Here is a 26,973-nt window from a genome sequence, read left to right on the forward strand (position 1 = left end):
AAGTGCGCGTCAGGCGCTGGCGTTGCGGGCCCGGTTGCGAGCGGCGCGGCGCTTCATCGCGCGGCGCTCGTCCTCGCTGAGGCCACCCCAGACACCGGCGTCCTGGCCACTCTCCAGCGCCCACTGCAGGCACTGCTCCATGACGGGGCAGCGGCGGCAGACGGCCTTGGCTTCCTCGATCTGCAGCAGCGCAGGACCGGTGTTGCCGATGGGGAAGAAGAGCTCGGGATCTTCCTCGCGGCAAACGGCGCGGTGACGCCAGTCCATGGCTGCTCCAACTCCTTGTGTGACAAGCACGTTGCTTGTGAATGTGAACGCTTTCACGAATCCCTACGCAGGCAACGGGACGCTGCCCAGTCTTCACTGGTGCTGGTCCCGCTGAGTGAGGTAGAAGATTCGGGCTCTCAAGGGGGTCGTTGTCAGACCGTCCCGAGCGCCACCTAGAGACTCGCAAACCTCGGCTGGAGATACAACCCCTTCAGAGAAGTTTTTTTGGATTCCTCGGTGTCGCCTCGGTCACAGCCGTACTTCCATGGGGTGCAGGGCAGTCTAAACGTTCGAGTAAAAGGACTTTAGGCTCTTCGACTTACACAATCACACGCAGTGCACGGCGTACGCCTGTGAAGGTCGCGCTCGTTCGCAGCCCCAGGTGGTCACCGTCCACCTGGAAGGGCAGTGCCGCCTGCGATTGCAAGGTGAAGTCGGTCAGGTCGTGGAGCGCCAGCGCGTTCTTTCCGTGCGGTCCCCGCTCCGGAGTGGAACGGAGCAATTGCGCCGAGTAACGCGTGGCAGAGGCCATGGACATCTTTGTCACGCCCAGCAGATCGAGGGCGGTGTCGAAGGACGCGCCGGGGGAGGCGTACACCGGTCTGTTCCCGAGATAGGTCCACGGCGAGGTGTTGCAGATTATCGCCATCGCGAGCCCCGACACCGGTTCGCCGTCCGGGCGTTGCAAGGAGATCGTGCCGTGCCTGCGGTGCGGATCGGCCAGAAATTGACGTGCGACCTGGCGCAAATACAGCGCGTGCGTGGAGCGCTTGCCCAACTCCCGCTGCTGTTCGACCCGTCCGACCACCCCGGCGTCGAACCCCAGACCCGCGCAGAAGGTGAACCAGCGCGGCGGCACCCCTTCGTCCTCGGTGCCCGGCGTCCCGCTCACCAGACCGAGCCCCACCGTCCGCGAGGACCCCTCGCGCATCGCGTCCAGCAGCGCGCCGGTCGCCTCCACCGCGTCGTTGGGCAGTCCGAGCGCCCGCGCGAAGACATTGGTGGACCCGCCGGGCACCACCGCGAGCTGCGGCAGCGCCTCCGGGTCGGGGCCGTGGTGCAGCAGCCCGTTCACCACCTCGTTGACCGTGCCGTCGCCGCCGAGGGCGACCACCAGGCCCACCTCGCCGCCCTCCGCGGCCCGCCGCGCGAGGTCCCGCGCGTGCCCCCGGTACTCCGTCGTCGCGACGTCCAGCTTGAGGTCGCTCGACAGTGCGGTACTGATCACATCACGCACCCGCGCGCTGGTGGTGGTGGCGGCAGGGTTGACCACGAGGAGAGCGCGCATGGTCGACAGCGTACCTACCGTCTGGTACGGCGGGCTACGCTGGCCGGTGTGAGCCAGCCCTCGAAGAAGACCCGGAACACGCCTCGGAAGCCGCCCCAGCGGGTGGCGGAGAAGATGCGGAAGTTCGTGCCGCCGATGCGCGAACAGCCCACCGAGCGCGAGCGGGAGGCCGCCGCCGCCGCGAAGGCCGCCGCGGACGCGGACGCCGGACCGCCGCCGCTGCGGCTGACCGCCGCTGCCGCCGTCGCCGCCGTGGAGGGCCTGGCCGTCGTCGCCTGGGGCGTCACGATGTTCTTCGGCGGCTCGGGCAGGGCCGTGCTCGCCGGGCTGCTCGTCCTCGTCCTCGCGGGCTTCCCGCTCGCCGCCGCGTACGGGCTGCGCAAGGCCCGCCGGTGGAGCCGCGGGCCCGCGCTGATCATCCAGCTCCTGTCGCTGCCGGTCGCCTGGACGCTGCTGCACAGCGACGGCGGCGGTTTCGTCGCGGGCGGCGCGGTCCTGGGCGCCCTCGCCCTGACCTGTCTTGTCCTCCTGGCCCACCCGGCCACCACGGACGCCCTGGGAATGAGCCGGACGTCGTCCTGACTGGGCGCGGCCGGGCGTGGCCGGCCCCGGGCGGGCCCAGCTGTTGGCCGCCCGCCCGGCGAGGGCTACTCCTCGATCAGCAGCTTGTCCCGGAGCTGGGCCAGGGTGCGGGCCAGCAGGCGCGAGACGTGCATCTGCGAGATGCCGACCTCCTGGGCGATCTGCGACTGCGTCATGTTGCCGAAGAACCGCAGCAGCAGAATCGTCTTCTCACGCGGCGGGAGCTGTTCCAGCAGCGGCTTGAGGGATTCGCGGTACTCCACGCCCTCCAGCGCCTCGTCCTCGGAGCCGAGGGTGTCGGCGACGGCCGGCGACTCGTCGTCGGTGTCCGGGACGTCCAGGGAGAGCGTGCTGTAGGCGTTGGCGGACTCCAGGCCCTCCAGCACCTCCTCCTCGGAGATCTTCAGGTGCTCGGCCAGCTCGTGCACCGTCGGCGCGCGCCCGTGCCGCTGGGACAGCTCACCGGTCGCGGTGGTCAGCGCCAGCCGCAGCTCCTGGAGGCGGCGCGGCACCCGTACCGCCCAGCCCTTGTCCCTGAAATGACGTTTGATCTCGCCGACCACGGTGGGGGTGGCGTACGTCGAGAACTCCACGCCGCGGTCCACGTCGAACCGGTCGACGGACTTGATCAGCCCGATCGTGGCCACCTGCGTCAGGTCGTCCAGCGGCTCACCGCGGTTGCGGAACCGCCGGGCCAGGTGCTCGACCAGCGGCAGATGCATCCGTACGAGCTGATTGCGCAGCTCCGCGCGCTCGTCGGAGCCCTCGGGGAGCTTGCTCAGCTCGACGAAGAGGGCGCGGGCGCCCGCCCGGTCGTGCGGGTCGTGCGCCTCCCGCTGCTCCTCGCGGTCGGCGTCCCGGCTGGCTTCCCCGTCTGCTTGTCGACCGGACCGGGGATCCGCCTCCTGGCGCGCGGACGGCTCGGCCGACTCCGTCTGCTGCTCCGTCTGCTGCTCCGGCGGCGCGTCCCGTCGCTCGGGCGGCTCGGGCTGTCCGGGCCGCTCCGGCTGCTCGCGCTGGTCCTGCTGCTCCATGGGGTCCGCCTGCTCCGCCTGCTGCGCCGCGTCCATTCCGTCCATACGGTTGTCCATGCGGGTCTCCCCGCCGGGTTCGGGGTGCTGCCTGGCCGTGTGCCGCCCGGCCGGCCCCGCGGGATCCGGTTGGGCCGGTACGGAGGCGCGGCCGTGCACCGCGGGCGACTGACGTGCGTCGTGCGCGTCGTCGTGGCCCGCGGGCGTGCCGGGGTCTTCACCCCGGGATAGCTCAGCACTCATGGCGATTCCCCGTCTTCCCGCACGCGAGAGTCACGACAGCCCTGGACCGGCGCCGCGCTTCTTGTGGAGGCTGATGCTGACGGTCTTGTCCTCGGCGACGGTGGAGTCCACCTCGCCGGCCAGTGCCGACAGCACCGTCCACGCGAAGGTGTCCCGCTCCGGCGCCCTGCCGTCGGTGGTGGGCGCGGAGACGGTCACCCACAACGAGTCCCCGACGAGCCGGAAGACACAGCTCAGCACGGACCCGGGGACGGCCTGCTGCAACAGGATCGCGCACGCCTCGTCCACGGCGATCCGCAGATCCTCGATCTCGTCGAGGGTGAAGTCCAGCCGTGCCGCGAGTCCGGCCGTGGCCGTGCGCAGCACTGACAGATAGGCTCCCGCCGCGGGCAGCCGGACCTCGACGAAGTCCTTCGACCCGGGCTCGCCTGCGATCTGGGACACCCTCACCTCCACGGTGGCACACAGTGATTGCTCTGGTTCGCAGCGACGCTATCGCGATCCGTACCCCGCTGTCGCCCGGACGGCGCACGGTAGGAGAACGGTACGGTATCCGTATCTCTGTCACCCATGGTAAGCGCACGGGCACGGACCGTGGGTAGTGATCTGCCGACTCAATTCGCATAAGAATTCGCCCGGTTCACCGAGCGTGCGCCAGCGCGGCCAGTTCGGCCAGCGCCGGGCCGGAAAGCCGCTGTACGGTCCACTCGTCCTGCGGGCGGGCGCCGATGGAGCGGTAGACGCCCAGCGCCTTCTCGTTCCAGTCGAGCACCGCCCACTCGAAGCGCTCGTAGCCGCGCTCCACGCAGACCGCCGCGAGCGCGGCCAGCAGCGCCTTGCCGTGCCCGCCGCCGCGCGCCTGCGGGCGGACGTACAGATCCTCCAGATAGAGCCCGGGGGTGCCGGTCCAGGTGGAGAAGTTCCGGAACCACAGCGCGAAACCGACCACGGTGCCCGAGCCCGCGCCCTGGCTTGAGTCCTCGCCCGTACGGTCCGCCGCGGGCTCCTCGGCGATCAGCGCGTGCGCCACCGCGTCGGGGCCGAACAGGGCCGCGTGCACCTGCTCCTCCGTGGCCCGCGCCTCCTCCAGCGCCCGCTCGTACGCGGCGAGTTCGCGGATCAGCGCGTGGATCACGGGGACGTCGTCCGGGGTCGCGGTGCGGATCATGCCACCAGGTTACGGCTCGATGATGTGACGCAGGTAAGCGCGGGGGTCGGCCAGATAGCGGCGCCAGTGGTCGACGATCGCCAGGTCCTCCCAGGCCGTCTCGTGCACACCACGCTCGCCCACCTCCAGGATGGCCGCGTCGGGGGTCGCGGTGAGCAGCGGGGAGTGGGTGGCGCAGATGACCTGCGCGCCGGAGCGGCCCAACTCGTGCATGAGGCCCACCAGATGCAGACAGGCCGTGAACGACAGCGCGGACTCCGGCTCGTCCAGCACGTACAGGCCCACGGGGTGGCTGAAACGCTCCCGGAAGGCGAGCAGGAAGCCCTCGCCGTGGCTCATGGACTCCACCGGCAGGAATTCGCGGCCGAGCGCGTCCATCGCGGTCTCGGCGCGCAGGAAGAAGCCGCGGCGGCCGGTACGGGGGCCGCCGAGCATCCGGCCGCCCGCGGCCGTCGTGTCGAAGCGGATGCGCTCGCCGAGCGGGGAGCGGGGGCGGTCCGAGACGTAGCGGTAGCCCGCCCGGCCGCCGTGCGGGTCCAGGCCGAAGCCCTCGGCGATGGCCTCGACCAGCGTGGACTTGCCCGAGCCGTTCTCGCCGACCAGGAAGGTGACGGGCGCGGTGAAGCGCAGCCCGTCGCGCAGCAGTCCGGCGACGGCCGGGACCGACCACGGCCAGCGGTCCCTGCGGAACTCCTCGTCGCCCTCTGCGGCGGCGGGGATGTGCGCGTACGCCCTCTCGATGATCATCCGGTCTCCCCGGGGTCGGTGCCCGTGATCACCGCGGCCACCCGGGTGCCCGGCGGGAAGGCGCCCTCCTCGGCCAGGGTGTGGACGCCGTGCAGCATCTTCGCCACGTACACCGGCTCGGGACGCAGCCCGTGCCGGGCGGCGAAGTCCGCGGCGAAGGCGTCGAGTTCGGGGGTGGTACGGGCGTAGCCGCCGTGGTGGAAGCGGTCGTCGAGGCGCCACCGGCCGCGTCGCCCGCCGAACGCCTCCTCCTGGAGCCGCAGCACCTCGGCGGCCAGGAAGCCGCCGCCGCGCAGGACGGGGAAGCCGATCGCCTCCGCCCGGCCGGAACCGCTGCCGGAACCGCTGCCGAGCCCGGCCGCGAGACCGGCCGCGAGCCCGGCAAGCGTGCCGCCGGTGCCGACGGCGACGGCCACCACGTCGGCTTCGCCGTCCAGCTCGCGCCCCAGCTCGGCGGCGCCGACGGCCGCCAGCGCGTTGCTGCCGCCCTCGGGCAGCACGTAGGCGGGCCCGAACCGGTCGGTGAGCGCGGCCAGCGTCTCGGGCTCGGCCTTGCGGCGGTACGTGGCCCGGTCGACGAATTCCAGCCGCATCCCGTCGGCCGCGGCCCGTGCCAGCGAGGGGTTGAGCGGCCGGTCGGCCAGTTCGTCGCCGCGCACGAGGCCGACGGTGCGCAAGCCCAGCAGTCGGCCGGCTGCCGCCGTCGCTCGCAGGTGGTTTGAGTAGGCGCCGCCGAAGGTGAGCAGCGTGGTGTGCCCGGCCTCGGCCGCCGCGGCCAGATTCAGCCGCAGCTTGCGGTATTTGTTGCCCGGCAGGTCGGGGTGGATCAGGTCGTCCCGCTTGAGCGCGAGCCGCACCCCGCGGGCGGCCAGGCGCTCGTCCGCCACCTCGACGAGCGGCGACGGCAGCCGGGCGTCCAGCGGGTCGGCGGCACCGGAGCCGGCGGGTTCCGGGGCGGCGGGCGGCGGAGGGGTCACGCCGACATTGTCACCCGGACGTGTGACATTCGCCGGGGGCGGCCGGGTGCCGCGATGGTCCCCTGACAGCACAAGAGAATCCTCCCGGCAGGTCCCACGCGGAGGATTCACGGTGCATTCTTTCCCCGTGCACGAAAACGTCCCGGGACGACCGGCCACCAGAGCAGCCAGCGTCACTGCGGCCAGTGACGCCGGTGACGCGCTCACCGCCACGGTGCGGGGGCTGCTGCCCTCGCTCACCCCGGCCGCCGCCAGGATCGCCTCGCTGATCGTGGAGGACCCGGCGCAGGTCGCGCGCAGCACGATCTCCGAGCTGAGCGCGCTGGCGGGCACCAGTGAGTCGTCGATCGTCCGCACCGCGCGGGCGCTGGGCTTCGCCGGGTACCCCGAGCTGCGGCTGGCGCTGGCGGCGTCCGCCGCCCGGCAGGCGCCGCGCTCCACGCTGACCTCGGGGATCACCGAGGACGACTCGCCCGCCGAGGTGATCGCCAAGCTCGTGCACACCGAGTCGCAGGCGGTGCTGGAGACCGCCACGCAGCTCGACCCCGAGCAGTTGGCGGGCGCCGTCAAGGCCGTCTGCGGCGGCGGGCAGCTGCACATAGCCGGGGTCGGTGCGTCCGGCCTCGTCGCCCAGGACCTCCAGCAGAAACTCGCGCGGATCGGGCGGCCCTGTCACGCCCACGGGGACTCCCAGTCGGCGCTCACCAGCGCCGTGCTCCTGGGGGCGGGGGACGTCTTCCTCGCCGTCTCGCACTCCGGCGAGAGCCGCGACGTCCTCGCGCCGCTGCGGCGCGCCGCAGCCGAGGGCGCGACGACCGTGGTGATCACCAACCACCCGCTGTCCACCGCCGCCCGGCTCGCCGACTTCATTCTCGTCTCGGCGGGCCGGGAGACGACGTTCCGCCCCGGCGCGATGGCCAGCCGCATCAGCCAACTGGTCGTCGTCGACTGCTTCTTCGTCTGCGTCGCCCAGCGCACCTTCGACACATCCAGCCACGCGCTGCGCGTCACCCACGCCGCCCTGGAGGGCGACCGCCCCGGTTAGGGCTCCGCCCCGGACGAATGGGGGCACGCCCTCGCCCACGACGTTCCCGCAGGTCACCACCAGTCCCGGAAGGGCAGGTCGGTTGTCATCGGACCACCGGCCCGGTGGTGGGTCGCTCGCGCAGTTCCTCGCGCCCCTTCGGGGCTCGCCTCGCGTGCGGCGGTGGGGGAGCGTGACCCAGGGGCGCGGGGAACTGCGCGACCAGCCACGACGCTCCCGCAGGTCACCACCGGTCCCGGAGGGGCAGTTCGGTTGTCATCGGACCACCGGGCCGGTGGTGGGTTGCTCGCGCAGTTCCTCGCGCCCCTTCGGGGCTCGCCTCGCGTGCGGCGGTGGGGGGAGCGTTACCTAGGGGCGCGGGGAACTGCGCGACAAGCCACGACGCGTCCCGCAGGTCACCACCGGTCCCGGAGGGACAGTTCGGTTGTCGCCGGGCCACCGGGCCGGTGGTGGGTTGCTCGCGCGGGCCCCGCGCGCCGGGCCGGAGGCTAGCGGGCCGGGATGACGTCCACGTCGGCCGCGTTCACGAACGCTACGCGGTGGTTGTAGACGATCTCGTACACCTTGGTCGTGCCGACGAAATCGTGCCGGTCGTAGGGGGCGGAGCCGTCGTAGTAGATGGCGAAGTAGGAGTCGGTGTACTCGGCGGGGCCGGCGGAGACGTAGGACTGGCCGGCCGGGATGGTGTATTTGGCGCGGGCGAGCTGGGCGCGAGGGGCGACGCCGCCCTCGAAGGCCACGAAGTCCGGCGGATAGACGGAGGCTTCGGGGTAGGCCGTGGTGTAGACGGGGATGGAGGTCTTCCCGGCCTTGGGGACGATGCGGGACGCCTTCACCGGGACGGTGGCCGGGTGCCGCGCGGAGTCCTGGAGCCAGGCTTCGGCGCCGCCCCACCAGATCGCGGTCCAGCCGGGCCTGCGCTCGGCGACGACGTACTGCTCACCGGCCGGTGCCTTGTCGCCCCAGTCGTTCATCGCGGTGGTGCCCGCGCTGCCGTCCGGGTGCAGATACGGGTCGGCGACCAGCGGCGCGCTCGTGCTGGGCGCGGTGTGGAGCGGTACGAAGCTCGACGGGACGTCGGTGGACGTCACCGGGCAGTCGAAGGCGCGGTACGGGCCGGGGAACTGCTTGTAGCCCTGCACGTCGTCGCAGTACGTGGTGGTCTGCTTGTTGCGCGCGTAGCCCGGCTTGATGGCGACGACGGCGCTGCCCGGCTTGGCGGTCGCGTGGATCGGCGCGCCGAGCAGGTCGAAGAAGTGCTCCCAGTCCCAGCCGGGTCCGGGGTCCCAGTGCTGGGTGGCGACGCCGCTCTCGGTGCCGCCGGGGATGTTGTCGTGGCCGAGGATGTGCGCGCGGTCCAGCGGGATGTCGTACTTCGCCGCGAGGTAGCGCACGAGCTGGGCGGTGGAGCGGTACAGGTTCTCGCTGTACCAGCTCGCGCCGTGCGTCGCCCAGCCCTCCTGCTCGATGCCGATCGAGTGCTGGTAGAAGGAGCGGTTCGCGCTGTCCCACGCGATGTCCTTGGTGGGGATCATCTGCGTGACGTGGCCGTCCTGCGAGCGGACGACGTAGTGCGCGCCCGCCGCGTAGGTCGGGTCGCGGAAGAGGTCGAGCGTGCCGTCGTACGTCTCGTCGGTGCTGTGCAGCGTGATGTAGCGGACGTCGAGGTCGCCGCCCGGACGGTCGGCGAGGTCATGGCTGCCGTAGTCCGCCAGGTCCGACGGGTCGAGCAGGGTGTACGCGCCGGGTATGAAGTCGCAGTTCAGCGACTTGGGGCACTCCGGCTTCTGACCGCTCTTGGGCGGAGTGACCTCTTTCAGGCCCAGCTTGCGCACGTCGTCGCGGTTCGGGCGCAGGCGCCCGGTCGGCGCGAGGGTGATGTGCTGGCCGTCCTGCGTGGTGCGGGTCGCGCCGCCGCGCATGGTGTCCCACACACCGTCGGCGAAGACCTGCGCGACCTTGTTCTCGGTCGACTGGCTGTAGCGGGCCGCGGCGGCGTACCAGCCGTCGATGTCACGCGGCAGCCTGCCGTGGCCGTAGCCCTTGGCGTACGAGGCGAGCAGCGCGGCGCCGCCGCGGATGTTCAGCGTCTCGTCGCTCTGCACGGCGGCGGTGTCGGCGCCGAGGAGCCCCGCCGCGACGGCGGCGGTGTGCTCGGCCGGGGCCTTCAACAGGTCGGCGTAGCGCGGCGACTGGGTGGTCAGGCCGTCCGCGTCGAGTTCCTTGGCGGTGAGGTTCGTCAGGTTCATCGGGCCGTATCCGGCCTCGGCGTTGGACTGCCCTGCGTGTGCCTCCCACCGGGTCTCGTAGAACGACACGGCTTCCAGTACGGGCAGCGGTACGCCGAACTCGTGGGCCGCCGCGGTGAATTCCGCCTGCCGGGCGGTCTGCGGGTCGTCCGCGGTGGCGGCGGTCGTGGTGACGGCGGTCACCGAGAGGCCGGCCAGCAGGGAGAGTGCGGCGGCCATGGTGAGGGTTCTGCGGCTGCGCGGTTGTCTGAGGGGGCGGTGCATCCGTGCTCCTCGCGTGTGCGTGGGTCTGCGTGGTGGGGCTGTTGTCGGGCATGTTCGGGGGCGGGCGGGCGCGTGCGGGGCAAAACTGTCGGGGGTACGTCAAGAAACTGCTCCGCGCAGCCTGTCGAGCCTGGCTGGCAGTAAGCAACCACTTGGACGTAAATCTTGGAACTTTTTGCCAGCGCGGCCGGAAATCCTCCTGGCCTTGACGCGTACGTCAAGGTCTAACGTCGTCCGTATGCGCATCGGCGAACTCGCGGAACGGGCGGGCACCACCACCCGGACCCTCCGCTACTACGAGTCCCTGGGCCTGCTGCCGCCGGCCGACCGGTCGGGCAACGGGTACCGGTCGTACGACGAGGACCATCTGCGGCTGCTGGAGCAGATCCGGGTGCTCCAGGACTTCGGCTTCGGTCTGGAGGAGACCCGGCCGTTCGTGGACTGCCTGCGCGCCGGGCACCCGGCGGGGGACACCTGCGCCGCCTCGCTGGAGGTCTACCGGCGCAAGCTCGCCGAGCTGGACGCGTGCGTCGACCGGCTCCAGGAGGTACGGGCCCAGGTCGCCGCCCAGCTCGCCCGCGCGGAGCTGGCGGCGGATCTGGCGGCGGAGTCGGCGGCGGGGCCGGGCACCGCGGGGAGCGCCGCCGAGCCGATGTGCGAACTGTCCGTCAGCGAAAGGGATTCACCATGACCAGTACCGCCACATCCGTCCCCGCCGTCACCGACGCGACCTTCGCCGCCGAGGTGCTCGGCTCCGAACTTCCCGTCCTGGTCGACTTCACCGCCGACTGGTGCCCGCCGTGCCGGATGATCGCCCCGGTGCTGGCCGAGATCGCCGCCGAGGAGTCGGACCGGCTGCGGATCGTCCAGCTCGACGTGGACACCAACCCCGCGACCCAGGCCGCGTACGGCGTGATGTCGATGCCCACGCTGCTGCTGTTCCGCGCGGGCGAGCCGGTCAAGGTGCTGGTCGGCGCGCGCCCCAAGAGGCGGCTGCTCCAGGAGCTGGCCGACGTCCTGTGACGTCGGGCGGCCCGTCAACACAAAAAGCCCCCGTCCGCCGGTACGGGGGACCTGACGGACGGGGACGTTCTGTGATCGTGCCGGTTTCCTCCGGCGCTACATAAGAGTGCGCGGGACGGGGAGATGTGACAGCCCATCACTGTGGCGCACGCCACATTCTCGGGTGATGACGAGGACTAGAAAAACGCCCGCGCTCGGCCGTATGGGTGACGGCCGGGCGCGGGCGGTTGACGCTCCGGGGTGAACCGGGGGTCAGGCCTGCTTGGTCTCCCAGAAGATCTTGTCGATCTGGGCGATGTAGTCCAGGGCCTTCTGCCCGGTCGCCGGGTCGTTCGACGCCTTCGCCGCGCTGAGCGCCTTGAGGGTGTCGTTGACGAGCTGGTGCAGCTCCGGGTACTTCTCGAAGTGCGGGGGCTTGAAGTAGTCGCTCCAGAGCACCGAGACGTGGTGCTTGGCCAGCTCCGCGCGCTGCTCCTTGATCAGAACGGCACGGGTGCGGAAGTCCGCGTCCTCGTTGGCCTGGTACTTGTCCTGGACCGCCTTGACGGACTCGGCCTCGATGCGGGCCTGGGCAGGGTCGTATACGCCGCAGGGCAGGTCGCAGTGGGCGCTGACCTTGACCTTGGGCGCGAACAGGCGAGTGAACATGGCTGTCCTTCCTCGTGATCGTCTTTCCACGTGGGAGATTACTCCCTGGGAGAGTCGTTTTCTCGGGTGCCCCAGGTGGCTTAGGACAAAAGTCTGGTGCCACTCTGGAGTCGGTGGAGGAACGAACCAGGAGGCGCAGGATGCGGGAGCAGGGGGCCAGGCTGTCGTGGCAGTTGGCCGAGGTCACTGGTCCGTCGATGGCACCCACGCTGCTGCACGGGGACTGGCTGCTGATCCAGCGGATCGCCAGCGGCGCCGAGCAGGTGCGTGAGGGCGACGTGGTGGTGCTGCGGCACCCGTTGCAGCAGGACTTGCTGATCGTCAAGCGTGCCGTGGAGCGGCGCGAGGGCGGCTGGTGGGTGCTGGGCGACAACACGTTCGTCGAGAACGACAGCCGGGAGTTCGGCGCGGTGCCCGACGAGCTGGTCATGGCGCGTGCGCGGGGCCGGTTCCGGCCGCCGGGCGAGGTTCAGCGGTCGGTGGCGGGGGCGGCCTCCTGGGCGGCGTCCTGCGTGCGGCTGCTGCGGCCCGACCGGTCGTTCTCCAGGCGCTTGCGGGCCCGGTAGGCCGCGACGTTGGCGCGGGTGGCGCACCGGTCGGAGCAGTAGCGCCGGGAGCGGTTGGTCGAGGTGTCCACGTAGGCGTTGCGGCACGGCGCGGCCTCGCAGATGCCGAGCCGGTCGACGCCGAGCGTGGTGAGCTGGACGGCCAGGCCCATGCAGGCGGTGGCCGAGTAGGACGCGCCGGCGTTCGCCGCGTGGTCGGCGAGGTGCATGTGCCAGTCGGGGCGTCCCGTGGCGTCGTCCGGGTAGTCGTGCCCGGAGATCTGCGGGCTGACCGGGAACTCCAGCATCAGCGCGTTGAGCAGGTCCACCGCCCGGACCTCGTCGCCCTCGTCGGCGGCCTCGAAGATCCCGCGCAGCCGGACGCGTACCGCCCGCAGCCGGGCCACATCGGCGTCGACCGCCCGCGCGGCGGCCTGCGAACCTGCGCCGATCAACTCCCGTACGGCCTCGACCGAGGTCAGCGCGTCCGTGCCGCGCTTGGGCTCCTCGGTGTTCACGAGGCGCACGGCGTATTCCGAGTAATAAGCCAGTTCCACTTGTGGTCCTTACTGGGTGCGGTCTAGGCTCGGTAATGGCTGAACGGGCTATCAGGGTATTACGAAACGGAGGCTGGTGTGGCTGTGGCGACGGAGAGTGTCTGGCAGGACTGGCAGCGGAGCTGGGACCGCCAGCAGGAGTGGTACATGCCCGACCGCGAGGAACGCTTCCGGGTGATGCTGGACATGGTCGAGGCACTGGTCGGCGCCGCGCCCAGGGTGCTGGACCTCGCGTGCGGTACCGGAAGTATCACGGACCGGCTGCTCCGGAGGTTCCCGGCGGCCGGCAGCACCGGCGTCGACCTGGACCCCGCGCTGCTCGCCATCGCGGCCGGTTCCTTCGCCGGGGACGCCAGGGTCACCCTCGTGACCGCCGACCTCAAGGACCCGCGCTGGACCGAGAAGCTGCCGCACGACTCGTACGACGCCGTGCTCACCGCGACCGCGCTGCACTGGCTGCACACCGACGCGCTCCAGACGCTGTACGGGCAGGTCGCCGGACTCGTGCGCGCGGGCGGGGTCTTCCTCAACGCCGACCACATGCCGGACCCGGCGACCCCCGCGATCAACGCGGCCGACCGCGCGCAGCGGCACGCCCGGATGGACCGGGCCAAGGCCGAGGGCGCCCTGGACTGGAGCCAGTGGTGGCAGCTCGCTGCCGCCGACCCCCTGCTGGCCGCCCCGACCGCCGAGCGGTTCGCGATCTACGGCGAGCACGCCGACGGCGACACCCCGCCGCTCGATTGGCACGCGCGCACGCTGCGCGAGGCGGGCTTCTCCGAGGCCCGGGGCGTGTGGAGTTCGCCCAGCGACGGCCTCGTGCTCGGCCTCAAGTAGCCCACCGTGTAAGGGAGTTGACGCGGGGCGTACGACGGAGGGGGTACGGGCCCGAGGCCCGTACCCCCTTGTGATCCCGCGTCGCGTCACAGTACCTTTGATAGGAAGGCCCTCGTGCGCTCGTGCTGCGGATTGCCCAGCACCTCCCGGGGATGGCCCGACTCGACGACGACACCGTCGTCCATGAAGACCAGAGCGTCGCCCACCTCGCGGGCGAACCCCATCTCGTGCGTGACCACGATCATCGTCATGCCGTCCTCGGCCAGCCCCCGCATCACGTCGAGGACGTCGCCGACCAGCTCCGGGTCGAGCGCCGACGTCGGCTCGTCGAACAGCATCAGCTTCGGCTCCATGGCCAACGCCCGTGCGATGGCCACCCGTTGCTGCTGCCCGCCGGAGAGCTGCGACGGGTAGTTCGCCGCCTTGTCACCGAGGCCGACCCGGTCGAGCAGCCGTACGGCGCGCTCGCGCGCCACCGCCTTGGACTCCCGCTTGACCTGGACCGGGCCCTCCATGACGTTCTCGATCGCCGTCATGTGCGGAAAGAGATTGAACCGCTGGAAGACCATCCCGATGTCCCGGCGCTTGGCCGCGACCTCACGGTCCCGCAACTCGTGCAGCCGGTCGCCCTGCTGCCGGTAGCCGACCAGTTCGCCGTCCACCCACAGCCGCCCGGCGTTGATCTGCTCCAGGTGGTTGATACACCGCAGGAAGGTGGACTTGCCGGAACCGGAGGGACCGATCAGACAGAACACCTCGCGGGGCGCGACCTCCAGGTCGATGCCCTTGAGGATGTGCGCGGCGCCGAACGACTTGTGGACGGCCTCCGACTTCACCATCGGCTGGACGCTCATCAGGCCACCTTCGGTCGGCGCAGGGTGGACAGGTTGGACATGACCTTCTGCCACGGCGTGAGCGGCAGACTCCGCAGCGAGCCGCGCGCGTAACGCCGTTCCAGATAGAACTGGCCGACGCTGAACACGCTGGTCAGCACCAGGTACCAGACGGACGCCACGAACAGCATCTCCATCACGGCGCCGGAGTCGGACCCGATGTCGGAGGTGGCGCGCAGCACTTCCGTGTACTGCACCACCGACACCAGCGAGGAGGTCTTCAGCATGTTGATGAACTCGTTGCCGGTCGGCGGGATGATCACGCGCATCGCCTGCGGCAGCACGATCCGCCGCATGGTCCTGCCGCCGGTCATGCCGAGCGCGTGCGCCGCCTCGGTCTGGCCCTCGTCCACCGACTGGATGCCGGCCCGCACGATCTCCGCCATGTACGCGCCCTCGTTGAGGCCGAGGCCCAGCAGGGCGGCCACGAAGGGGGTCATGACGGCGACGGTGTCGTTCTTGTAGATCGGCCCGAGGTTGATCACCGGGAAGATCAGCGACAGGTTGAACCACATCAGGAGCTGCACGTACACCGGGGTGCCCCGGAAGAACCAGATGTACAGCCAGGACACCGCCCCCGTCACCGGGTTTTTCGACAGCCGCATGACCGCGAAGAGCACGCCCAGCACCAGGCCGAGCGCCATCGAGCACACGCTGATCAGGACGGTGTGCCACAGACCCTTGAGCACCTGCTGGTCGAGGACCTTGTCCCCGACCGTGCCCCAGATGACATCACCCTGCGAGAACGCGTAGACCAGCCACCCCAGCAGCACGACCACCACGACGGCGCTGACCCAGCGCCCGTAGTGCCGTACCGGGACCGCGCGGATGGCCTCGTACGGCGTGACCGGTCGCGGGTCCTTCCGCAGCGGGTCCCGCGGTGCGGAGTCCTGCGGCGCCCCGTCCTGCGGCGCCCCGTCCGGGAGCGTGGTGTCCTGCGGCGGGGTGTCCCCCGATTTCTCGAAGGGGGCCGGTGTGCCCGATGCCACGTCAGGAACCGCCGTTGATCGCGGCCGACGCGATGGCGCCGCTGCTCGCGTTCCACTTCTGGAGCACCTGCGCGTAGGTGCCGTCCGCGATGATCGCGTCCATGGCCGCCTTCAGCGCGTCCCGGAGTTGCGTGTTGTCCTTGCTGACCGCGATGCCGAACGGACCGGCGTCGGCGGGGGAGCCCGCGACCTCGAAGTCGTTGCCGTTGCCGGACTTCTGCGCGATGTACGCGGCCACCGGGGTGTCGTTGAGGTCGGCGACCGCGCCGCCCGCCTTCACCCGGGTCTGCGCCTCGGAGTCGGTGTCGAACTTCTGGATCTTCAGGCCCTTGGAGCCGCACTCCTTCTTCTGGGCCTCGAACGCGTCGTCGTAGATCGTGCCGCGCTGGACGGCCACGGTCTGCCCGCACACGTCGGCCAGGGCCTTGATGCCCTTCGGGTTGCCCTTCTTCACCAGCAGGGAGGAACCGGAGGTGTAGTAGTCGACGAAGTCGACGCCCTTGCCGATCTTCTTGCCCTTGTCGTCGAGACCGCCCTGGCGGGCCTTCGTGTCGCTCATAGCGGACATCACGATGTCCGAGCGGCCGGTGTAGATGGAGGTGATCAGACCGTCGAACTTGCCGTTGGTGAACTTGAAGGTGACGCCGAGCTGCTTGGCCAGCGCGTCCGCGATGTCCGGGTCGATGCCGACGATCTTGCCGTTCTCGGTCTGCTCCATCGGCGCGTACGAGGCGTCCGTGCCGACCTGGATCGTCTTGGAGTCCTGGTACTTCTGGGGCAGCTTCGAGAAGAGCGGGGCGACCGCGGAGGTCGCCGAGGACCCCGTCCCACTAGGGGAGACGGTGTTCGCGGGCTTGTCCTTCTTGGTCTGGTCGCCGCATCCGGTCAGTACCAGGGTGCCGGCGACCGCTATGGCGGCGACCGCGGTGAGACGAGTGAGAGCGGCCGGACGCCGGGTCGTACATGCGGTCATCGCTGTGTCCTCCTGCGGAAGTGAGGGGGTCGTGCAGTGGACATGGCACACGCCATCGAGTACCGCCACCGTGTGTGATCTGTGCATCTTGCCATCCGGACACCCCCGGGCAGGGTTCCTGTTGTGTCAAAATCGGATAACGGGCGATCCCCGGGCCTCCACCAGGCCGGCACACCAAGGCCGGACCACGCGGAGGCCATGCCGATCAATTCCCACTCGTCCCCGGAACCGACTTCCGGTAGAACGGGTCCTCACCCCTCATCCGGGGCCCATGGCGTGCGTGCGGCGCGCCTGGCGTCGCGGTCACCTCGCTCACTCGTACCTGGTGACGCGGACGCCGAGCCCACCTCCACCCCCTTCGGGCGGAGTACCCTCATTCATCATTCAGACAAAGGGGTCAAAAAGTGGCAGCGGAGATCGTCAATCCCCGGACCGATGCGGACAGTACGGACACCGCGGACGGTGCCGACCGTGCGGACGGCGTGAGCGGTACGGACGACGCGTTCCCCATCGATCCGGTCTTCGCCCTGCACCGCGGCGGCAAGATGGAGATCACCTCGACCGTGCCGGTCCGCGACGCCGACGACTTGTCGCTCGCGTACACACCCGGTGTCGCCGAGGTCTGCACCGCCATCGCGAACAAGCCGGAGCTGGTGCACGACTACACCTGGAAGTCCCAGGTCGTCGCGGTCGTCACCGACGGCACCGCGGTGCTGGGCCTCGGTGACATCGGCCCCGAGGCGTCCCTGCCGGTCATGGAGGGCAAGGCCATCCTCTTCAAGCAGTTCGGCGGCGTCGACGCCGTGCCGATCGCGCTGGCCTGCACCGACGTGGACGAGATCGTGGAGACCGTGGTCCGGCTCGCCCCGTCCTTCGGCGGCGTCAACCTGGAGGACATCTCCGCCCCCCGCTGCTTCGAGATCGAGCGCAAGCTCCAGGAGCGGCTGGACATCCCGGTCTTCCACGACGACCAGCACGGCACCGCCGTCGTCACCCTCGCCGCGCTGCGCAACTCCTGCGCGCTCACCGGCCGTACTCTCGGCGACCTGCGCGCGGTCATCTCCGGCGCGGGCGCGGCCGGGGTCGCCATCGCCAGGATCCTCGTCGAGGCGGGCATCGGCGACGTCGCCGTCACCGACCGCAAGGGCATCGTGCACGCCGGACGCGACGACCTGAACCCGGTCAAGCGCGAGCTGGCCTCGTATACGAACAAGGCCGGTATCACCGGGCCGTTGGAGGCCGCGCTGGACGGCGCCGACGTTTTCATCGGGGTCTCCGGCGGTACGGTCCCGGAGTCCGCTGTCGCCACGATGGCCAGCGGCGCCTTCGTCTTCGCCATGGCGAACCCGACGCCCGAGATCCACCCGGACGTCGCGCACAAGTACGCGGCGGTCGTGGCGACCGGGCGCAGCGACTTCCCGAACCAGATCAACAATGTGCTCGCCTTCCCCGGGATCTTCGCGGGCGCCCTCCAGGTGCGGGCCTCGGCCATCACCGAGGGGATGAAGATCGCCGCCGCCGAGGCGCTGGCCGCCGTCGTCGCCGACGAGCTGTCGCCGCAGTGCGTCATCCCGTCGCCCTTCGACCCGCGGGTCGCCCCCGCGGTGACGGCCGCCGTCGCCGCCGCCGCGCGGGCGGAAGGGGTGGCGCGCCGCTGACCGCCCGCGGCGGGCTTGAGGGGTACGGGGGCGCGTCCGTGGGCCGCCCCCGGCGCCGGTCGCGCCCGCGGCCGTACCGTTCCTTCGGCGGGTCACGGGGAGGGCTTTCCCCGGCGGGGTGGGTGGAGGGTCACATGGCGGGGCGGTTCCTCGGGCGGCGGGACCGACCGTAGGGTCAACGGCATGTATGCCGCATACGCCGCACGTATTGACGCCGACAAGCCGTTGAGCGGGTTGGAGTTGGGGGAGCGGCCGGAGCCGTCGGAGCGCCCCGGCTGGACCACCGTCACGGTCAGGGCCGCTTCGCTCAACCACCACGACCTGTGGTCGCTGCGCGGGGTGGGCCTCGGCCGGGAGAGCCTGCCGATGATCCTCGGCTGCGACGCCGCCGGGATCGACGAGGACGGCAACGAGGTGGTGCTGCACTCCGTGATCGGCCAGACCGGTCACGGGGTCGGCCCCACCGAGCGCCGCTCCATCCTCACCGAGCACTACCAGGGCACCTTCGCCGAACGGGTCTCCGTACCGGCCTGGAATGTGCTGCCCAAGCCGAAGGAACTCTCCTTCGAGGAGGCGGCCTGCCTCCCGACCGCGTGGCTGACCGCCTACCGCATGCTCTTCACCAACGCCGGGGTACGGCCGGGTGACGCGGTCCTCGTGCAGGGCGCGGGCGGCGGTGTCGCCACCGCCGCGATCGTGCTGGCCCGCGCCGCCGGGCTGCGGGTGCACGCCACCAGCCGGGACGCCGCCAAGCGGGAGCGCGCGCTCGAACTGGGCGCGCACGCGGTGTACGAGTCGGGCGCGCGGCTGCCGGAGCGGGTGGACGCCGTCATCGAGACCGTCGGGGCGGCGACCTGGTCGCACTCGGTGAAGTCGCTGCGGCCCGGCGGCACGCTCGTCATCTCCGGCGCCACCAGCGGGCAGAATCCGCCTGCCGCCGAGCTGAACCGGATCTTCTTCCTGGAGCTGAAGGTGGTCGGTTCGACCATGGGCTCCAAGGAGGAGTTGCAGGACCTGCTGGCCTTCTGCGCGGCCAGCGGCGTACGGCCGGTGATCGACTCCGTACTGCCGCTGGACCGCGCCCGCGAGGGCTTCGAACGGCTCGCCGCCGGGGAGCTGTTCGGGAAGGTCGTGCTGACCGTATAACCGTCTACTCGGGCGGCGGGCGGTGCAGGGCCGCCGCGATGTGCGCCGCCGCGGCGGACAAGTGGCGCCGCACCTCGCGCAGTTGGGTGTCCTTGACGCCCAGGTCGCGGGCCGTGTCGCGGATGTCGTCGCGGAAGCGGTCCAGCAGGCGTTCGAGGTCGCGGAAGGGGTCGGTGGACGGCGGGGTGCCGTCGTCCGCGGGCTCCGCCGCCGTGTCCTTTTCCGCCTCCTCTCCCGTCTCCTCACCCGTCCCCTCCTTCGTCTCCTCCTTCGTCTCCCCGGCGGGCTCGGCCGTGGCGTCGGCCCAGACCGGGGGCGTACCGGCGGGCGCGCCCCAGGGCGTGGTCGGTACGTCCATGCCCTTGCCGAACCGGCCCAGCTCCTTGGTGAGTTCGGCGAGACCGTCGCGCAGCCCCGCCTGCCAGTCGCCGGAGCGTACGTGCGACTGCACCTGCTCCTGGACCTGGCGGGCGATCCGCTCGACCTCCTCGCGCGCGGCCTTGGCCTGGCGGCGGGCGTCGCGCGCCTCCTCCTTGGCCCGGCGGCTCTCCTCCTTGGCGCGCGCGGCCTGCTCGCGCCACTCCTGCTTGGGCGACGGGGGCGTACGCGCCTCCTGCGCGGCGGCGCGCACCTCGCGGCGCAGGTCACCGGCGGCGCCCCGGACGTCCTCGCGGATCTCCGCGGCCAGCGTGGAGACGGACTCGCGGATCTCCGCCTCCAGGCCCGCGATCTCGTCGGCGCGGTCGGCCAGCTCGCCGCGGCCCGCGTCGGTGAGGGCGTAGACCTTGCGGCCGCCCTCGGTGGAGTGCGTGACCAGGCCCTCCTTCTCCAGCTTCGCCAGCCGCGGGTAGACGGTGCCCGCCGAGGGCGCGTACAGCCCCTGGAACCGCTCCTCCAGCAGCCGGATCACCTCGTAGCCGTGCCGGGGCGACTCGTCCAGCAGCTTGAGCAGGTAGAGCCGGAGTCGGCCGTGGGCGAAGACGGGCGCCATGTCAGATGTCCTTCCGGAACGAGGGCGCGTCCTCCAGCGGCGGCCTGCGCAGCAGGGCGATGGCGCCGGAGACGGTGGTGGCTCGCAGGCGCGCCCCGCCGGAGCCGATCCGGCCGGTGATGCGCTTGGCCCCCCACTGCCCGGTGACGCGCAATTCGTCGAAGGCGCAGGAGACATGGCCGCTGGTGGTGTTGGCGTCGACCTCCGCGTCGCCCGGTTCCGGGATACGGATGGCGATCTCGCCGGAGACGCTGGTGAGCCGGACGTCCGCCCCCGCGGACGGATCGAGGTCGAGCACCATGTTGCCGCTCACGGAGTCCGCTTTGACCTCGGCGCCGCTGCCCTCGACCACGGTGAGGTCACCGGAGACGGTGTTGATCCGCAGGCTGCCGGAGACGGACTGGGCCTCGACGCTGCCCGCGACCGTGTTGGCCCGCACCGGGCCGCTGAGGCCGACGAGTGTCGTGTCCCCGTTGACCCCCTGGACGCTGGTCTCTCCGGCGATCCCGGAGATCACGGCGCCGGCGCCGACGACTCCCACTTCGACCTTCGTGCGCTGCGGGACGGCGAGGGTCACGACCGCGTGACGCTGCCAGCCCTTGGGGTCGAGCCACTTCAGGAAGCCTTTCCATGGCAGGTCGTCGTAGGTCACGGTGAGGGTGCCGCCGCGGTGGTACACCTTCAGCGGTGGGCCGTCGATCTCGGTGACCTCCACGCGGGCGGGGCCGTCCTCGGTGCCGACGACGTTCACGGCGCCGTTGACGATGCGGACGCAGAGGGTGTCGACGGGCTCTTCGAACACGAACTTTTCTGGCTCCGCCACGGTTCGGTCCGACGACGTGCGGCTCATCGTGCCCCTCCTCGGGTACGCCCTGTGACGCAACATATCGCGTCTCCTGCACTCACGATATATCGCGTGGCTCACAAGTCAAGTGCCTTGTCTTTGCCCGCCCGCCCACCCGTGCGGGTGTGTTGTTCGTCTGCGGGTGCCGCTTGTGCCTGGTCGGTCCCGGCCCGGGGTACCTCCTCGAAATCCGTAACACCTGGCCATTCCGAATCCGGTGACGTTCTTGTCAACGTATTTCTGCGGGGGCACCCCGCCCCGTCCCCTCCGGGTCCGTCGGCGTCCGCCTGTCCGGTGGGGGTGGCCGGGAGGGGGGTGGGTGGGGACCGGGCCCTGCGCCACCCGGCCGTCCAACCGGGGTGGGTGGGAGGGGGGTGGGTGGGCTCGGGTACGTCGGGGTCCGCCTGCCGGTGGGGGTTGGCCGGGGAGGGGGTGGCGGGTCCTGCGTTGCCGTCAGCCCGCCGGGGAGGGGGTAGGCGGGCTGGGGCACGGCGGCGTGTGTCGGTTCGCTGTGGCTGAGGGTGGTCTCAAGGACCGGTGACGGCGCCGCGCAGCTGTTCGTCCACCGTGGGGATTGGCGGAGGCCGGCTGTCTTCTGGCGCCCGTCCGTCTGCGGACCGTCCGAGGGCGTCACCCAGCACCCTGAGCGGAGGACGCCCGGGGCGACCTCACGGTCTTTGACACCCCCGGCTGGGCGGTTGGGTGGCGGAGAGGCTCGGGCTCCCACCCTCCTCCCGCCCACCCCCACCGACAGGCGGACGCCGCCGTACCCGAGCCCGCCCACCCGCTCCCGCTCACCCCCACCGGACCGTTGGACGCCGCCGTACCCGAGCCCGCCCACCCGCTCCCGCCCACCCCACCAGACCGTTGGACGCCGCCGTACCCGAACCCACCCACCCCCGCCCGCCCACCCGCACCGGACAGCCGGACGCCGCCGTACCCGAGCCCACCCACCCCTGCCCCCCCTCAGCCCCCACCGGACAGGCGGACGCCGACGTACCAGGAGGGGACGGGCCGGGGTGCCCCCGCAGAAATACGTTGACAAGAAGGTCACCGGATACGCGGGGCCAGGTGTTACGGATTTCGAGGAGGTACCCCGGGCCGGGACCGACCAGGCACAAGCGGCACCCGCAGACGGAGAACACACCCGCACGGGTGGGCGGGCGGGCAAAGACAAAGACAAAGACACAGGACCGAGCCGGAGGCTAGTCCTCGTCGTCGAGCCGCGCCAGCCACGTCGCCAACCGCTCGGTCGGAATCTCGAATTCGGGGTTGAGGTCGACGAATTCGCGCAAGCGCTCAGCCAGCCAGTCGAAAGTGACTTCCTCTTCGCCGCGCCGGGTGGCGAGCTCCTCGATGCCGCGGTCGGTGAAGTACAAGATCTGCTCCGGAACGGGGTGGGACGGTGGTGGACGGGGAAGAACGGGAGGGACGAGACGGGACGTACACCGCAAGGATAGGGAGTATGTCCGAAGGCCCTCGCGCCGGTCCTGGCCGCGGGCTAGCCTTCGGAGACGATCAGTCACTGGGGGTGGGATGGGGGCGCAGACGGCTGCCGCCGCGGCACCGCGATTAGGGCGGGGCGCGCGATGACGGCGTTCGGCGGTCCCGGAGGGCTCGACGAGCCCGCCGACCCCGCCGAGATCCTGACCCCGCTGGTCAGTGAGGCGACCGTACGCGTTCACGGCCGGGAACCCGGCTACCCGCTGCGGGGCAGCGGCTTCTTCGTGGCGCCGAACTGGGTGCTCACCTGCGCGCACGTCGCGCTGACCCAGAGCGGCCCCGGCGGCCCCGGCGACGGCCCCGGCCAGGCCGCCCCGGCCGGCCGCAAGGTCTCCGTGGGATACGGCGACCGCATGCTCAGCGGCGTCGTGGAGTGGGCGGAACCGGCGGGTCACACCGGCACCGGCCGCTGGCCGTCCCCCGACCTCGCGCTGATCCGGCTGCTGGACAGCGTCGACCACCCCTGCGTCTGGCTCACCGAGCGCACCGCGAAGGGCTACACCACCAACCAGGTCGCGTACTTCGGCCACATCCCGATGGACGGCGAGGTCGTCGCGTACAACGGCCGCTGCTCCATCAGCGGCCAGCTCGGCAGCGGCGGCCTGCTCAAGCTCGGCAACGAGGACGAGATGCCCAACGGCGTCTCGGGCGGCCCGGTCGTGGACCTCGTGCGCGGCGAGGTGATCGGGGTGCTGAAGGCGCGCCGCACCGGCCAGGACGGCGGACTCGCCATCGGCGTACAGGAGTTGCGCAGGCTGCCCGCCACCGGCACCGCGGCCGACCTGTACCACCGCGTGATGACGGCGCACGACCTCTACCACGCCGACCGCTACGCCTTCGTCGGCGGCCAGGAGGTCACCTGGACCGACGCGCACGGCGAGATCGGCGCCGCCGCGGGCCGCGCCCTGACCCCGGGGCAGCGCACCGCACTGCTCGGGATGCTCGCCCAACTCCCGCCGCCAGCCAGTGCGAAGAGCCTCCAGGACATCGTCGGAGCGGTCCGCGGCAGCCCCGCGCAGGGCCTGCCGACCGCGCCGCGCGCCTGGCGGGACGGCCTGGGCCTGCTGTACGACCTGCGGCGCGGCACCAGCGAGTTGGAGGCGGTGCTGCGGTACGCGGTGCAGGCCGCGACCGCCGACAGGACCCGCGCGGCGGACGAGGCGGCGGAACGCGTCCTGTGGCACTGGGCGCAGGACACCGCCGCCGACGCGATCGGGCTGACCCGGCTGTTCCGCAACACCCTGGTCACCGAGCGCAAGGCCCGGCTGCGCGCCCGCGGCACGCTGGTCACCGGCCTGACCGGCGGCCTCGGCGCCGGACTCGGCGCGGACCCGGACGTCGGCCTCGGCGCCGACTTCGACGCCCCGGGCACGGACTTCGGCGACGTTCAGGGACCGGACAGCGGTACGACCGCCGGTGCGGCCGGCGCGGGCCCCGGCGGCCGGCCGGACCGCCGTATCCGCCCCGAGGCCCTGCTGGAGATCATCCCGCGCGGCTGGGAGCCGGGCCGCCTCGACTGGCGGGTCTGCGTCGTCCCGGAGAACGGCGAAGTGGAGTGTGTCGAGGAGGACTTCCGCGGCACCGCGCTCGACGACCTGCCGGTCCGGCTGCGCGAGCCGCTGGACGAGGTGTTCCGCCGCTGCGACCAGCCCGGCTACCCGGCGCCGCTGCAACTGGCCGTCCCCGGGGCCCTGGTGGGCTTCGCCGTCGACACCTGGCCGCTCGGCCCCGGCGGGCGCGCGCTCGGCGCCGTACGCCCGGTCGTGGTGCGCCGCACCGACGCGCCGCCCGACGACGACCCGGCGGTGACCGAGGCCAGGCACGGCCGGTGGCACACCCTGCACCAACAGCGGCCGCACGCCGATCTGTTCGACTGCGACGACGGCACGCCGGGCCCGCTCCCGGCCGACGACGAACTGCGCGACCGCCCCCGCGACACGCTGCCGGTGCTCTGCCGCAGCGCCGCGACCGCCCCGGAGGAGCTGCACCGCCTGGTGACCTCCGGCTACCCGGTCGCGATGTGGCGCAGGGAGCCGGTCGCCCCCGAGACGGCCTGCGGCGACTTCCACCGCGGCGTGACCCGTACGGTGCGCGCCGCGCGTACCGCCGCACGGCTGCCCCGCGCCCTCGCCGTCCTGCGCGCGGCGGTGGACGCGGGAGTGCCCGAGGCGTTCTGGTCGGCGGGAATCACCCTGCTCTACGACGATCCGACTCGCCCCCTACCGGGGACCGACGAGCTGTTGGAGACTCCATGAGGACGAGGTATCGAGGTGAGTGAGATGACCGACGCCAGCCCCGCCGGCGAGTGGCTCATCTACCGGGGCACGGGAGAACCGCACACCGGCATCGACGGACTGCCAGAACCCCCGCCCTGGCGGGACTTCGACGGCGGCCCGCTGGTCCAGCAGGGCCCTGGACCCGACAGTTCCTCCGCCCGCAGGCTCGGCGCGTACCGGCACATGGCCGAGATGCACCGGCCGAGCCCGGAGGAGCTGGAGATGGTCAACGCGGCGCTGTACCTGCGCCGTCCGCTGCTGGTCACCGGCAGCCCCGGCACCGGCAAGAGCACCCTCGCGCACGCGGTCGCGTACGAACTCGGCCTCGGCCGTGTGCTGCACTGGCCGATCGTCAGCCGCAGCGCACTCCAGGACGGGCTCTACCGCTACGACGCCATCGCCCGCCTCCAGGACACCCAGATCGCGGCGAATTCCGGCACCGCCCCGCCCGGCGGCATCGGCAGCTACATCCGGCTCGGCCCGCTGGGCACCGCCCTGCTGCCGACCGCCAAGCCCCGGGTGCTGCTCATCGACGAGCTGGACAAGAGCGACATCGACCTGCCCAACGACCTGCTGAACGTGATGGAGGAGGGCGAGTTCGGCATCCCCGAGCTGGAGCGGCTGGCCGAACGCGAGCCGCAGGTCGAGGTGTTGACCGACGACGGCGCCAAGGTCTCGCTCCGCGAGGGCCGAATCCGCTGCCGGGCCTTCCCGTTCGTCATCCTCACCAGCAACGGCGAGCGCGACTTCCCGCCGCCGCTGCTGCGCCGCTGCATTCACCTGGAGCTGGGCCGCCCCGACCACAAGCGGCTGTCCACCGTGGTGCGCGCCCACCTCGGCGACGAGGCGGCGACCGTCGGCGACGACCTGGTGACCCGCTTCCTGGAACGATCGCGCAGTGAACTCCTCGCCACCGACCAGCTGTTGAATGCGATCTTCCTCACCCATCACGCCGCGCCCCCCACCCGCAGCCGGTTGGCGGACATGCTCATCCAACGGCTCGACCGGCCCAGGTGAACCGGCCGTGGCCACCCGGAGACCCGACTCGCAGGCCCCCGACCCAAGGACTCCTCGCCCCACCGGCACCGGCACCGAGACCGACAGCGACGACGAACGGCCCGACCCGCTCGCGTCCGTCGTCGGCGCTCTGACCGAGGCCGGACTCGAGCCGGGACCCACCGAGTTGGCCGACGCGCTGTGGCTGGCCCGCTGGTCCCGCCCGACCTCCCCCGCGAGCGCCGCGGGGGAGGCCCGCGACCCCGGCGGCGCCGGTACCGGCAGCGGCGCGCACCACCCGGGACTGTCCGGCGTCACCGACCCCACCCCGCCCGGCGGCACCGTACTGCCGCGCAGCCTCACCGACCCGGACGACGACCGCCTCGTCCAGCTCTACCCGGGCGTCAGCGCCCCCGGCCGGGCGCGTACCGGACCGGCCGCCGCCGCGCTGTCGGTCGCCGTGCCCGAAGCGGCCACCCTGCCCCGGCTGCTCGAACTCCAGTCGGCGCTGCGGCCGTTGCAGCGCTACCGCAGTCCCGCGCGGCCGTTGCGCGAAGTGCTCGACGAGTCCGCCACCGCCGAGAACAGCGCGCGCGCCGCCGGACTGCTGCTGCCGGTCTTCCGGCCGGTGCTGCGCGGCGACGCCTCGATGCAGCTGCTGATGGACGCCTCGTCCTCGATGTACGTGTGGGAGCGGATGCTCCGCGAGCTGAGCCAGGTCTTCGAACGGCTCGGCGCCTTCCACGAGGTGCAGGTCCGCTATCTGCACGCCACCCCGGACGGCGACCCCGCGGTCAGCGGGCGCTTCGACCCCGAGGCGGTCGGGATGCGCTCCGCCGAGCAGTTGAGCGACCCCACGGGCCGCCGGGTGACCCTGCTGGTCAGTGATTGCGCCGGACCGCTGTGGCGGTCGGGGCAGGCGCACCGGCTGCTGCACCGGCTGGCCAGACACGGCCCGGTCGCCGTACTCCAGCCGCTCCCGGCCCGGTTGTGGGCGCGCACCCGGCTGCCCGTCTCGTACGGCGTGCTGCACCGCGGTGAAGGGCTGCTGCCCGCCGCGCCGCCGCGCTTCTCCTCGGGCACGGGCGGTTCCTCCCATTACGTCCCCGTCGTGCCCGCGGGCGACGCGCTGCCGGTGCCCGTACTGCCGCCCACCGCCGAGGCGTTGGGCGCGTGGGCGCGGCTGCTGGCGGGCACGGGCGCGGCCCGGGTGCCCGCCGCCGTCGGCTGGGT

27 protein-coding genes are annotated in these 26,973 nt (G+C 71.8%); 11 read left to right on the plus strand and 16 right to left on the minus strand.

Features of this window, described 5'->3' with window-relative positions; translation table 11 throughout:
- Nucleotides 1–9: 9 nt before the first annotated feature.
- Both BGM09_RS22240 and BGM09_RS22245 read right to left on the minus strand, forming a co-directional pair.
- Nucleotides 10–267, minus strand: a complete 258-nt coding sequence (locus BGM09_RS22240; protein ID WP_031520293.1) for a WhiB family transcriptional regulator — start codon at nucleotides 265–267, stop codon at nucleotides 10–12.
- Between the two features lie 319 nt (nucleotides 268–586).
- Nucleotides 587–1,555, minus strand: coding sequence for a diacylglycerol/lipid kinase family protein (locus BGM09_RS22245; RefSeq protein WP_188283432.1), 969 nt, complete (start codon nucleotides 1,553–1,555; stop codon nucleotides 587–589).
- Nucleotides 1,556–1,603: 48 nt separating this feature from the next.
- Here BGM09_RS22245 and BGM09_RS22250 point away from each other — a divergent pair, with 48 nt between their 5' ends.
- Entirely contained in the window at nucleotides 1,604–2,137 is a 534-nt protein-coding gene (locus BGM09_RS22250) for a hypothetical protein (protein ID WP_317452830.1), read from the plus strand.
- A gap of 65 nt (nucleotides 2,138–2,202) precedes the next feature.
- Here BGM09_RS22250 and BGM09_RS22255 read toward each other — a convergent pair whose 3' ends face one another.
- The 5 genes from BGM09_RS22255 to BGM09_RS22275 all read right to left on the minus strand — a co-directional run bounded on the left by BGM09_RS22255 (nucleotide 2,203) and on the right by BGM09_RS22275 (nucleotide 6,303).
- Nucleotides 2,203–3,228 (minus strand): RNA polymerase sigma factor SigF, encoded by a 1,026-nt coding sequence (locus tag BGM09_RS22255; RefSeq protein ID WP_223187419.1) that lies wholly within the window; start codon nucleotides 3,226–3,228, stop codon nucleotides 2,203–2,205.
- Between the two features lie 213 nt (nucleotides 3,229–3,441).
- Nucleotides 3,442–3,855, minus strand: coding sequence for an anti-sigma regulatory factor (locus tag BGM09_RS22260; protein WP_188283433.1), 414 nt, complete (start codon nucleotides 3,853–3,855; stop codon nucleotides 3,442–3,444).
- Between the two features lie 196 nt (nucleotides 3,856–4,051).
- On the minus strand, nucleotides 4,052–4,579 hold the full coding sequence (locus BGM09_RS22265; protein WP_188283434.1) for a GNAT family N-acetyltransferase: 528 nt from the start codon (nucleotides 4,577–4,579) through the stop codon (nucleotides 4,052–4,054).
- Nucleotides 4,580–4,588: 9 nt separating this feature from the next.
- Nucleotides 4,589–5,326 (minus strand): AAA family ATPase, encoded by a 738-nt coding sequence (locus BGM09_RS22270; RefSeq protein ID WP_188283435.1) that lies wholly within the window; start codon nucleotides 5,324–5,326, stop codon nucleotides 4,589–4,591.
- Nucleotides 5,323–6,303, minus strand: a complete 981-nt coding sequence (locus BGM09_RS22275; RefSeq protein ID WP_188283436.1) for a pyridoxal-phosphate dependent enzyme — start codon at nucleotides 6,301–6,303, stop codon at nucleotides 5,323–5,325. The genes BGM09_RS22270 and BGM09_RS22275 overlap by 4 nt, the downstream gene beginning before the upstream one ends.
- Before the next feature lie 127 nt (nucleotides 6,304–6,430).
- Here BGM09_RS22275 and BGM09_RS22280 point away from each other — a divergent pair, with 127 nt between their 5' ends.
- Nucleotides 6,431–7,348 (plus strand): MurR/RpiR family transcriptional regulator, encoded by a 918-nt coding sequence (locus tag BGM09_RS22280; RefSeq protein WP_188283437.1) that lies wholly within the window; start codon nucleotides 6,431–6,433, stop codon nucleotides 7,346–7,348.
- Between the two features lie 488 nt (nucleotides 7,349–7,836).
- Here BGM09_RS22280 and BGM09_RS22285 read toward each other — a convergent pair whose 3' ends face one another.
- The gene (locus tag BGM09_RS22285) at nucleotides 7,837–9,861 is read right to left on the minus strand and encodes an N-acetylmuramoyl-L-alanine amidase (protein ID WP_188283438.1); all 2,025 of its coding nucleotides are present in this window, start codon (nucleotides 9,859–9,861) and stop codon (nucleotides 7,837–7,839) included.
- A 238-nt stretch (nucleotides 9,862–10,099) separates the two neighbouring features.
- On the opposite strand from BGM09_RS22285, the gene BGM09_RS22290 reads away from it, so the two are divergent.
- Both BGM09_RS22290 and trxA read left to right on the plus strand, forming a co-directional pair.
- Nucleotides 10,100–10,552 (plus strand): MerR family transcriptional regulator, encoded by a 453-nt coding sequence (locus tag BGM09_RS22290; RefSeq protein ID WP_188283439.1) that lies wholly within the window; start codon nucleotides 10,100–10,102, stop codon nucleotides 10,550–10,552.
- Nucleotides 10,549–10,884, plus strand: a complete 336-nt coding sequence (gene trxA / locus BGM09_RS22295; RefSeq protein ID WP_188283440.1) for a thioredoxin — start codon at nucleotides 10,549–10,551, stop codon at nucleotides 10,882–10,884. Before BGM09_RS22290 ends, trxA begins: the two co-directional genes overlap by 4 nt.
- 252 nt (nucleotides 10,885–11,136) lie before the next feature.
- Here the strand turns inward: trxA and sodN are convergent, their stop codons facing one another.
- Entirely contained in the window at nucleotides 11,137–11,532 is a 396-nt protein-coding gene (sodN, locus tag BGM09_RS22300; RefSeq protein WP_188283441.1) for a superoxide dismutase, Ni, read from the minus strand.
- Between the two features lie 140 nt (nucleotides 11,533–11,672).
- On the opposite strand from sodN, the gene sodX reads away from it, so the two are divergent.
- Complete coding sequence (sodX, locus tag BGM09_RS22305) at nucleotides 11,673–12,098, plus strand: nickel-type superoxide dismutase maturation protease (RefSeq protein WP_188283442.1); 426 nt, start codon at nucleotides 11,673–11,675, stop codon at nucleotides 12,096–12,098.
- Here the strand turns inward: sodX and BGM09_RS22310 are convergent.
- A complete protein-coding gene (locus BGM09_RS22310) occupies nucleotides 12,002–12,634 on the minus strand; it encodes a CGNR zinc finger domain-containing protein (protein ID WP_188283443.1) in 633 nt (210 codons plus the stop codon). The genes sodX and BGM09_RS22310 overlap by 97 nt on opposite strands.
- A gap of 78 nt (nucleotides 12,635–12,712) precedes the next feature.
- Here BGM09_RS22310 and BGM09_RS22315 point away from each other — a divergent pair, with 78 nt between their 5' ends.
- Nucleotides 12,713–13,471, plus strand: coding sequence for a class I SAM-dependent methyltransferase (locus BGM09_RS22315; protein WP_411158352.1), 759 nt, complete (start codon nucleotides 12,713–12,715; stop codon nucleotides 13,469–13,471).
- 86 nt (nucleotides 13,472–13,557) lie between these two features.
- Here the strand turns inward: BGM09_RS22315 and BGM09_RS22320 are convergent, their stop codons facing one another.
- The 3 genes from BGM09_RS22320 to BGM09_RS22330 all read right to left on the minus strand — a co-directional run bounded on the left by BGM09_RS22320 (nucleotide 13,558) and on the right by BGM09_RS22330 (nucleotide 16,326).
- Nucleotides 13,558–14,325, minus strand: a complete 768-nt coding sequence (locus BGM09_RS22320) for an amino acid ABC transporter ATP-binding protein (protein ID WP_317452831.1) — start codon at nucleotides 14,323–14,325, stop codon at nucleotides 13,558–13,560.
- Nucleotides 14,325–15,233 carry an amino acid ABC transporter permease gene (locus BGM09_RS22325; protein WP_188283458.1) on the minus strand — a complete coding sequence of 303 codons (909 nt, stop codon included), beginning with the start codon at nucleotides 15,231–15,233 and terminating at the stop codon, nucleotides 14,325–14,327. Before BGM09_RS22325 ends, BGM09_RS22320 begins: the two co-directional genes overlap by 1 nt.
- Nucleotides 15,234–15,354: 121 nt before the next feature.
- The gene (locus tag BGM09_RS22330; RefSeq protein ID WP_188283444.1) at nucleotides 15,355–16,326 is read right to left on the minus strand and encodes an ABC transporter substrate-binding protein; all 972 of its coding nucleotides are present in this window, start codon (nucleotides 16,324–16,326) and stop codon (nucleotides 15,355–15,357) included.
- Between the two features lie 482 nt (nucleotides 16,327–16,808).
- Between BGM09_RS22330 and BGM09_RS22335 the strand changes: the two genes are divergently transcribed.
- Both BGM09_RS22335 and BGM09_RS22340 read left to right on the plus strand, forming a co-directional pair.
- Nucleotides 16,809–17,984 (plus strand): NADP-dependent malic enzyme, encoded by a 1,176-nt coding sequence (locus tag BGM09_RS22335; protein WP_411158354.1) that lies wholly within the window; start codon nucleotides 16,809–16,811, stop codon nucleotides 17,982–17,984.
- A 183-nt stretch (nucleotides 17,985–18,167) separates the two neighbouring features.
- On the plus strand, nucleotides 18,168–19,130 hold the full coding sequence (locus BGM09_RS22340) for a zinc-binding dehydrogenase (RefSeq protein WP_188283446.1): 963 nt from the start codon (nucleotides 18,168–18,170) through the stop codon (nucleotides 19,128–19,130).
- A gap of 4 nt (nucleotides 19,131–19,134) precedes the next feature.
- On the opposite strand, the gene BGM09_RS22345 is transcribed toward BGM09_RS22340, so the two are convergent.
- From BGM09_RS22345 to BGM09_RS22355, 3 genes are all read right to left on the minus strand, one after another.
- A complete protein-coding gene (locus tag BGM09_RS22345) occupies nucleotides 19,135–20,121 on the minus strand; it encodes a PadR family transcriptional regulator (protein WP_188283447.1) in 987 nt (328 codons plus the stop codon).
- 1 nt (nucleotide 20,122) lies between these two features.
- Nucleotides 20,123–20,971 (minus strand): DUF4097 family beta strand repeat-containing protein, encoded by an 849-nt coding sequence (locus BGM09_RS22350; protein WP_188283448.1) that lies wholly within the window; start codon nucleotides 20,969–20,971, stop codon nucleotides 20,123–20,125.
- Between the two features lie 1,199 nt (nucleotides 20,972–22,170).
- Nucleotides 22,171–22,344, minus strand: a complete 174-nt coding sequence (locus BGM09_RS22355) for a DUF6104 family protein (RefSeq protein WP_188283449.1) — start codon at nucleotides 22,342–22,344, stop codon at nucleotides 22,171–22,173.
- Nucleotides 22,345–22,554: 210 nt separating this feature from the next.
- Between BGM09_RS22355 and BGM09_RS22360 the strand changes: the two genes are divergently transcribed.
- The 3 genes from BGM09_RS22360 to BGM09_RS22370 form a co-directional block, all read left to right on the plus strand.
- A complete protein-coding gene (locus tag BGM09_RS22360; RefSeq protein WP_188283450.1) occupies nucleotides 22,555–24,723 on the plus strand; it encodes a trypsin-like peptidase domain-containing protein in 2,169 nt (722 codons plus the stop codon).
- Nucleotides 24,724–24,747: 24 nt separating this feature from the next.
- Nucleotides 24,748–25,761 carry an AAA family ATPase gene (locus BGM09_RS22365; protein ID WP_188283451.1) on the plus strand — a complete coding sequence of 338 codons (1,014 nt, stop codon included), beginning with the start codon at nucleotides 24,748–24,750 and terminating at the stop codon, nucleotides 25,759–25,761.
- Nucleotides 25,762–25,768: 7 nt separating this feature from the next.
- Nucleotides 25,769–26,973: SAV_2336 N-terminal domain-related protein (locus BGM09_RS22370; RefSeq protein WP_317452832.1), on the plus strand; the 1,205-nt coding region annotated here is incomplete at its 3' end.

The organism is Streptomyces sp. CBMA29 (genome assembly GCF_014596445.1).
GTDB lineage: Bacteria > Actinomycetota > Actinomycetes > Streptomycetales > Streptomycetaceae > Actinacidiphila.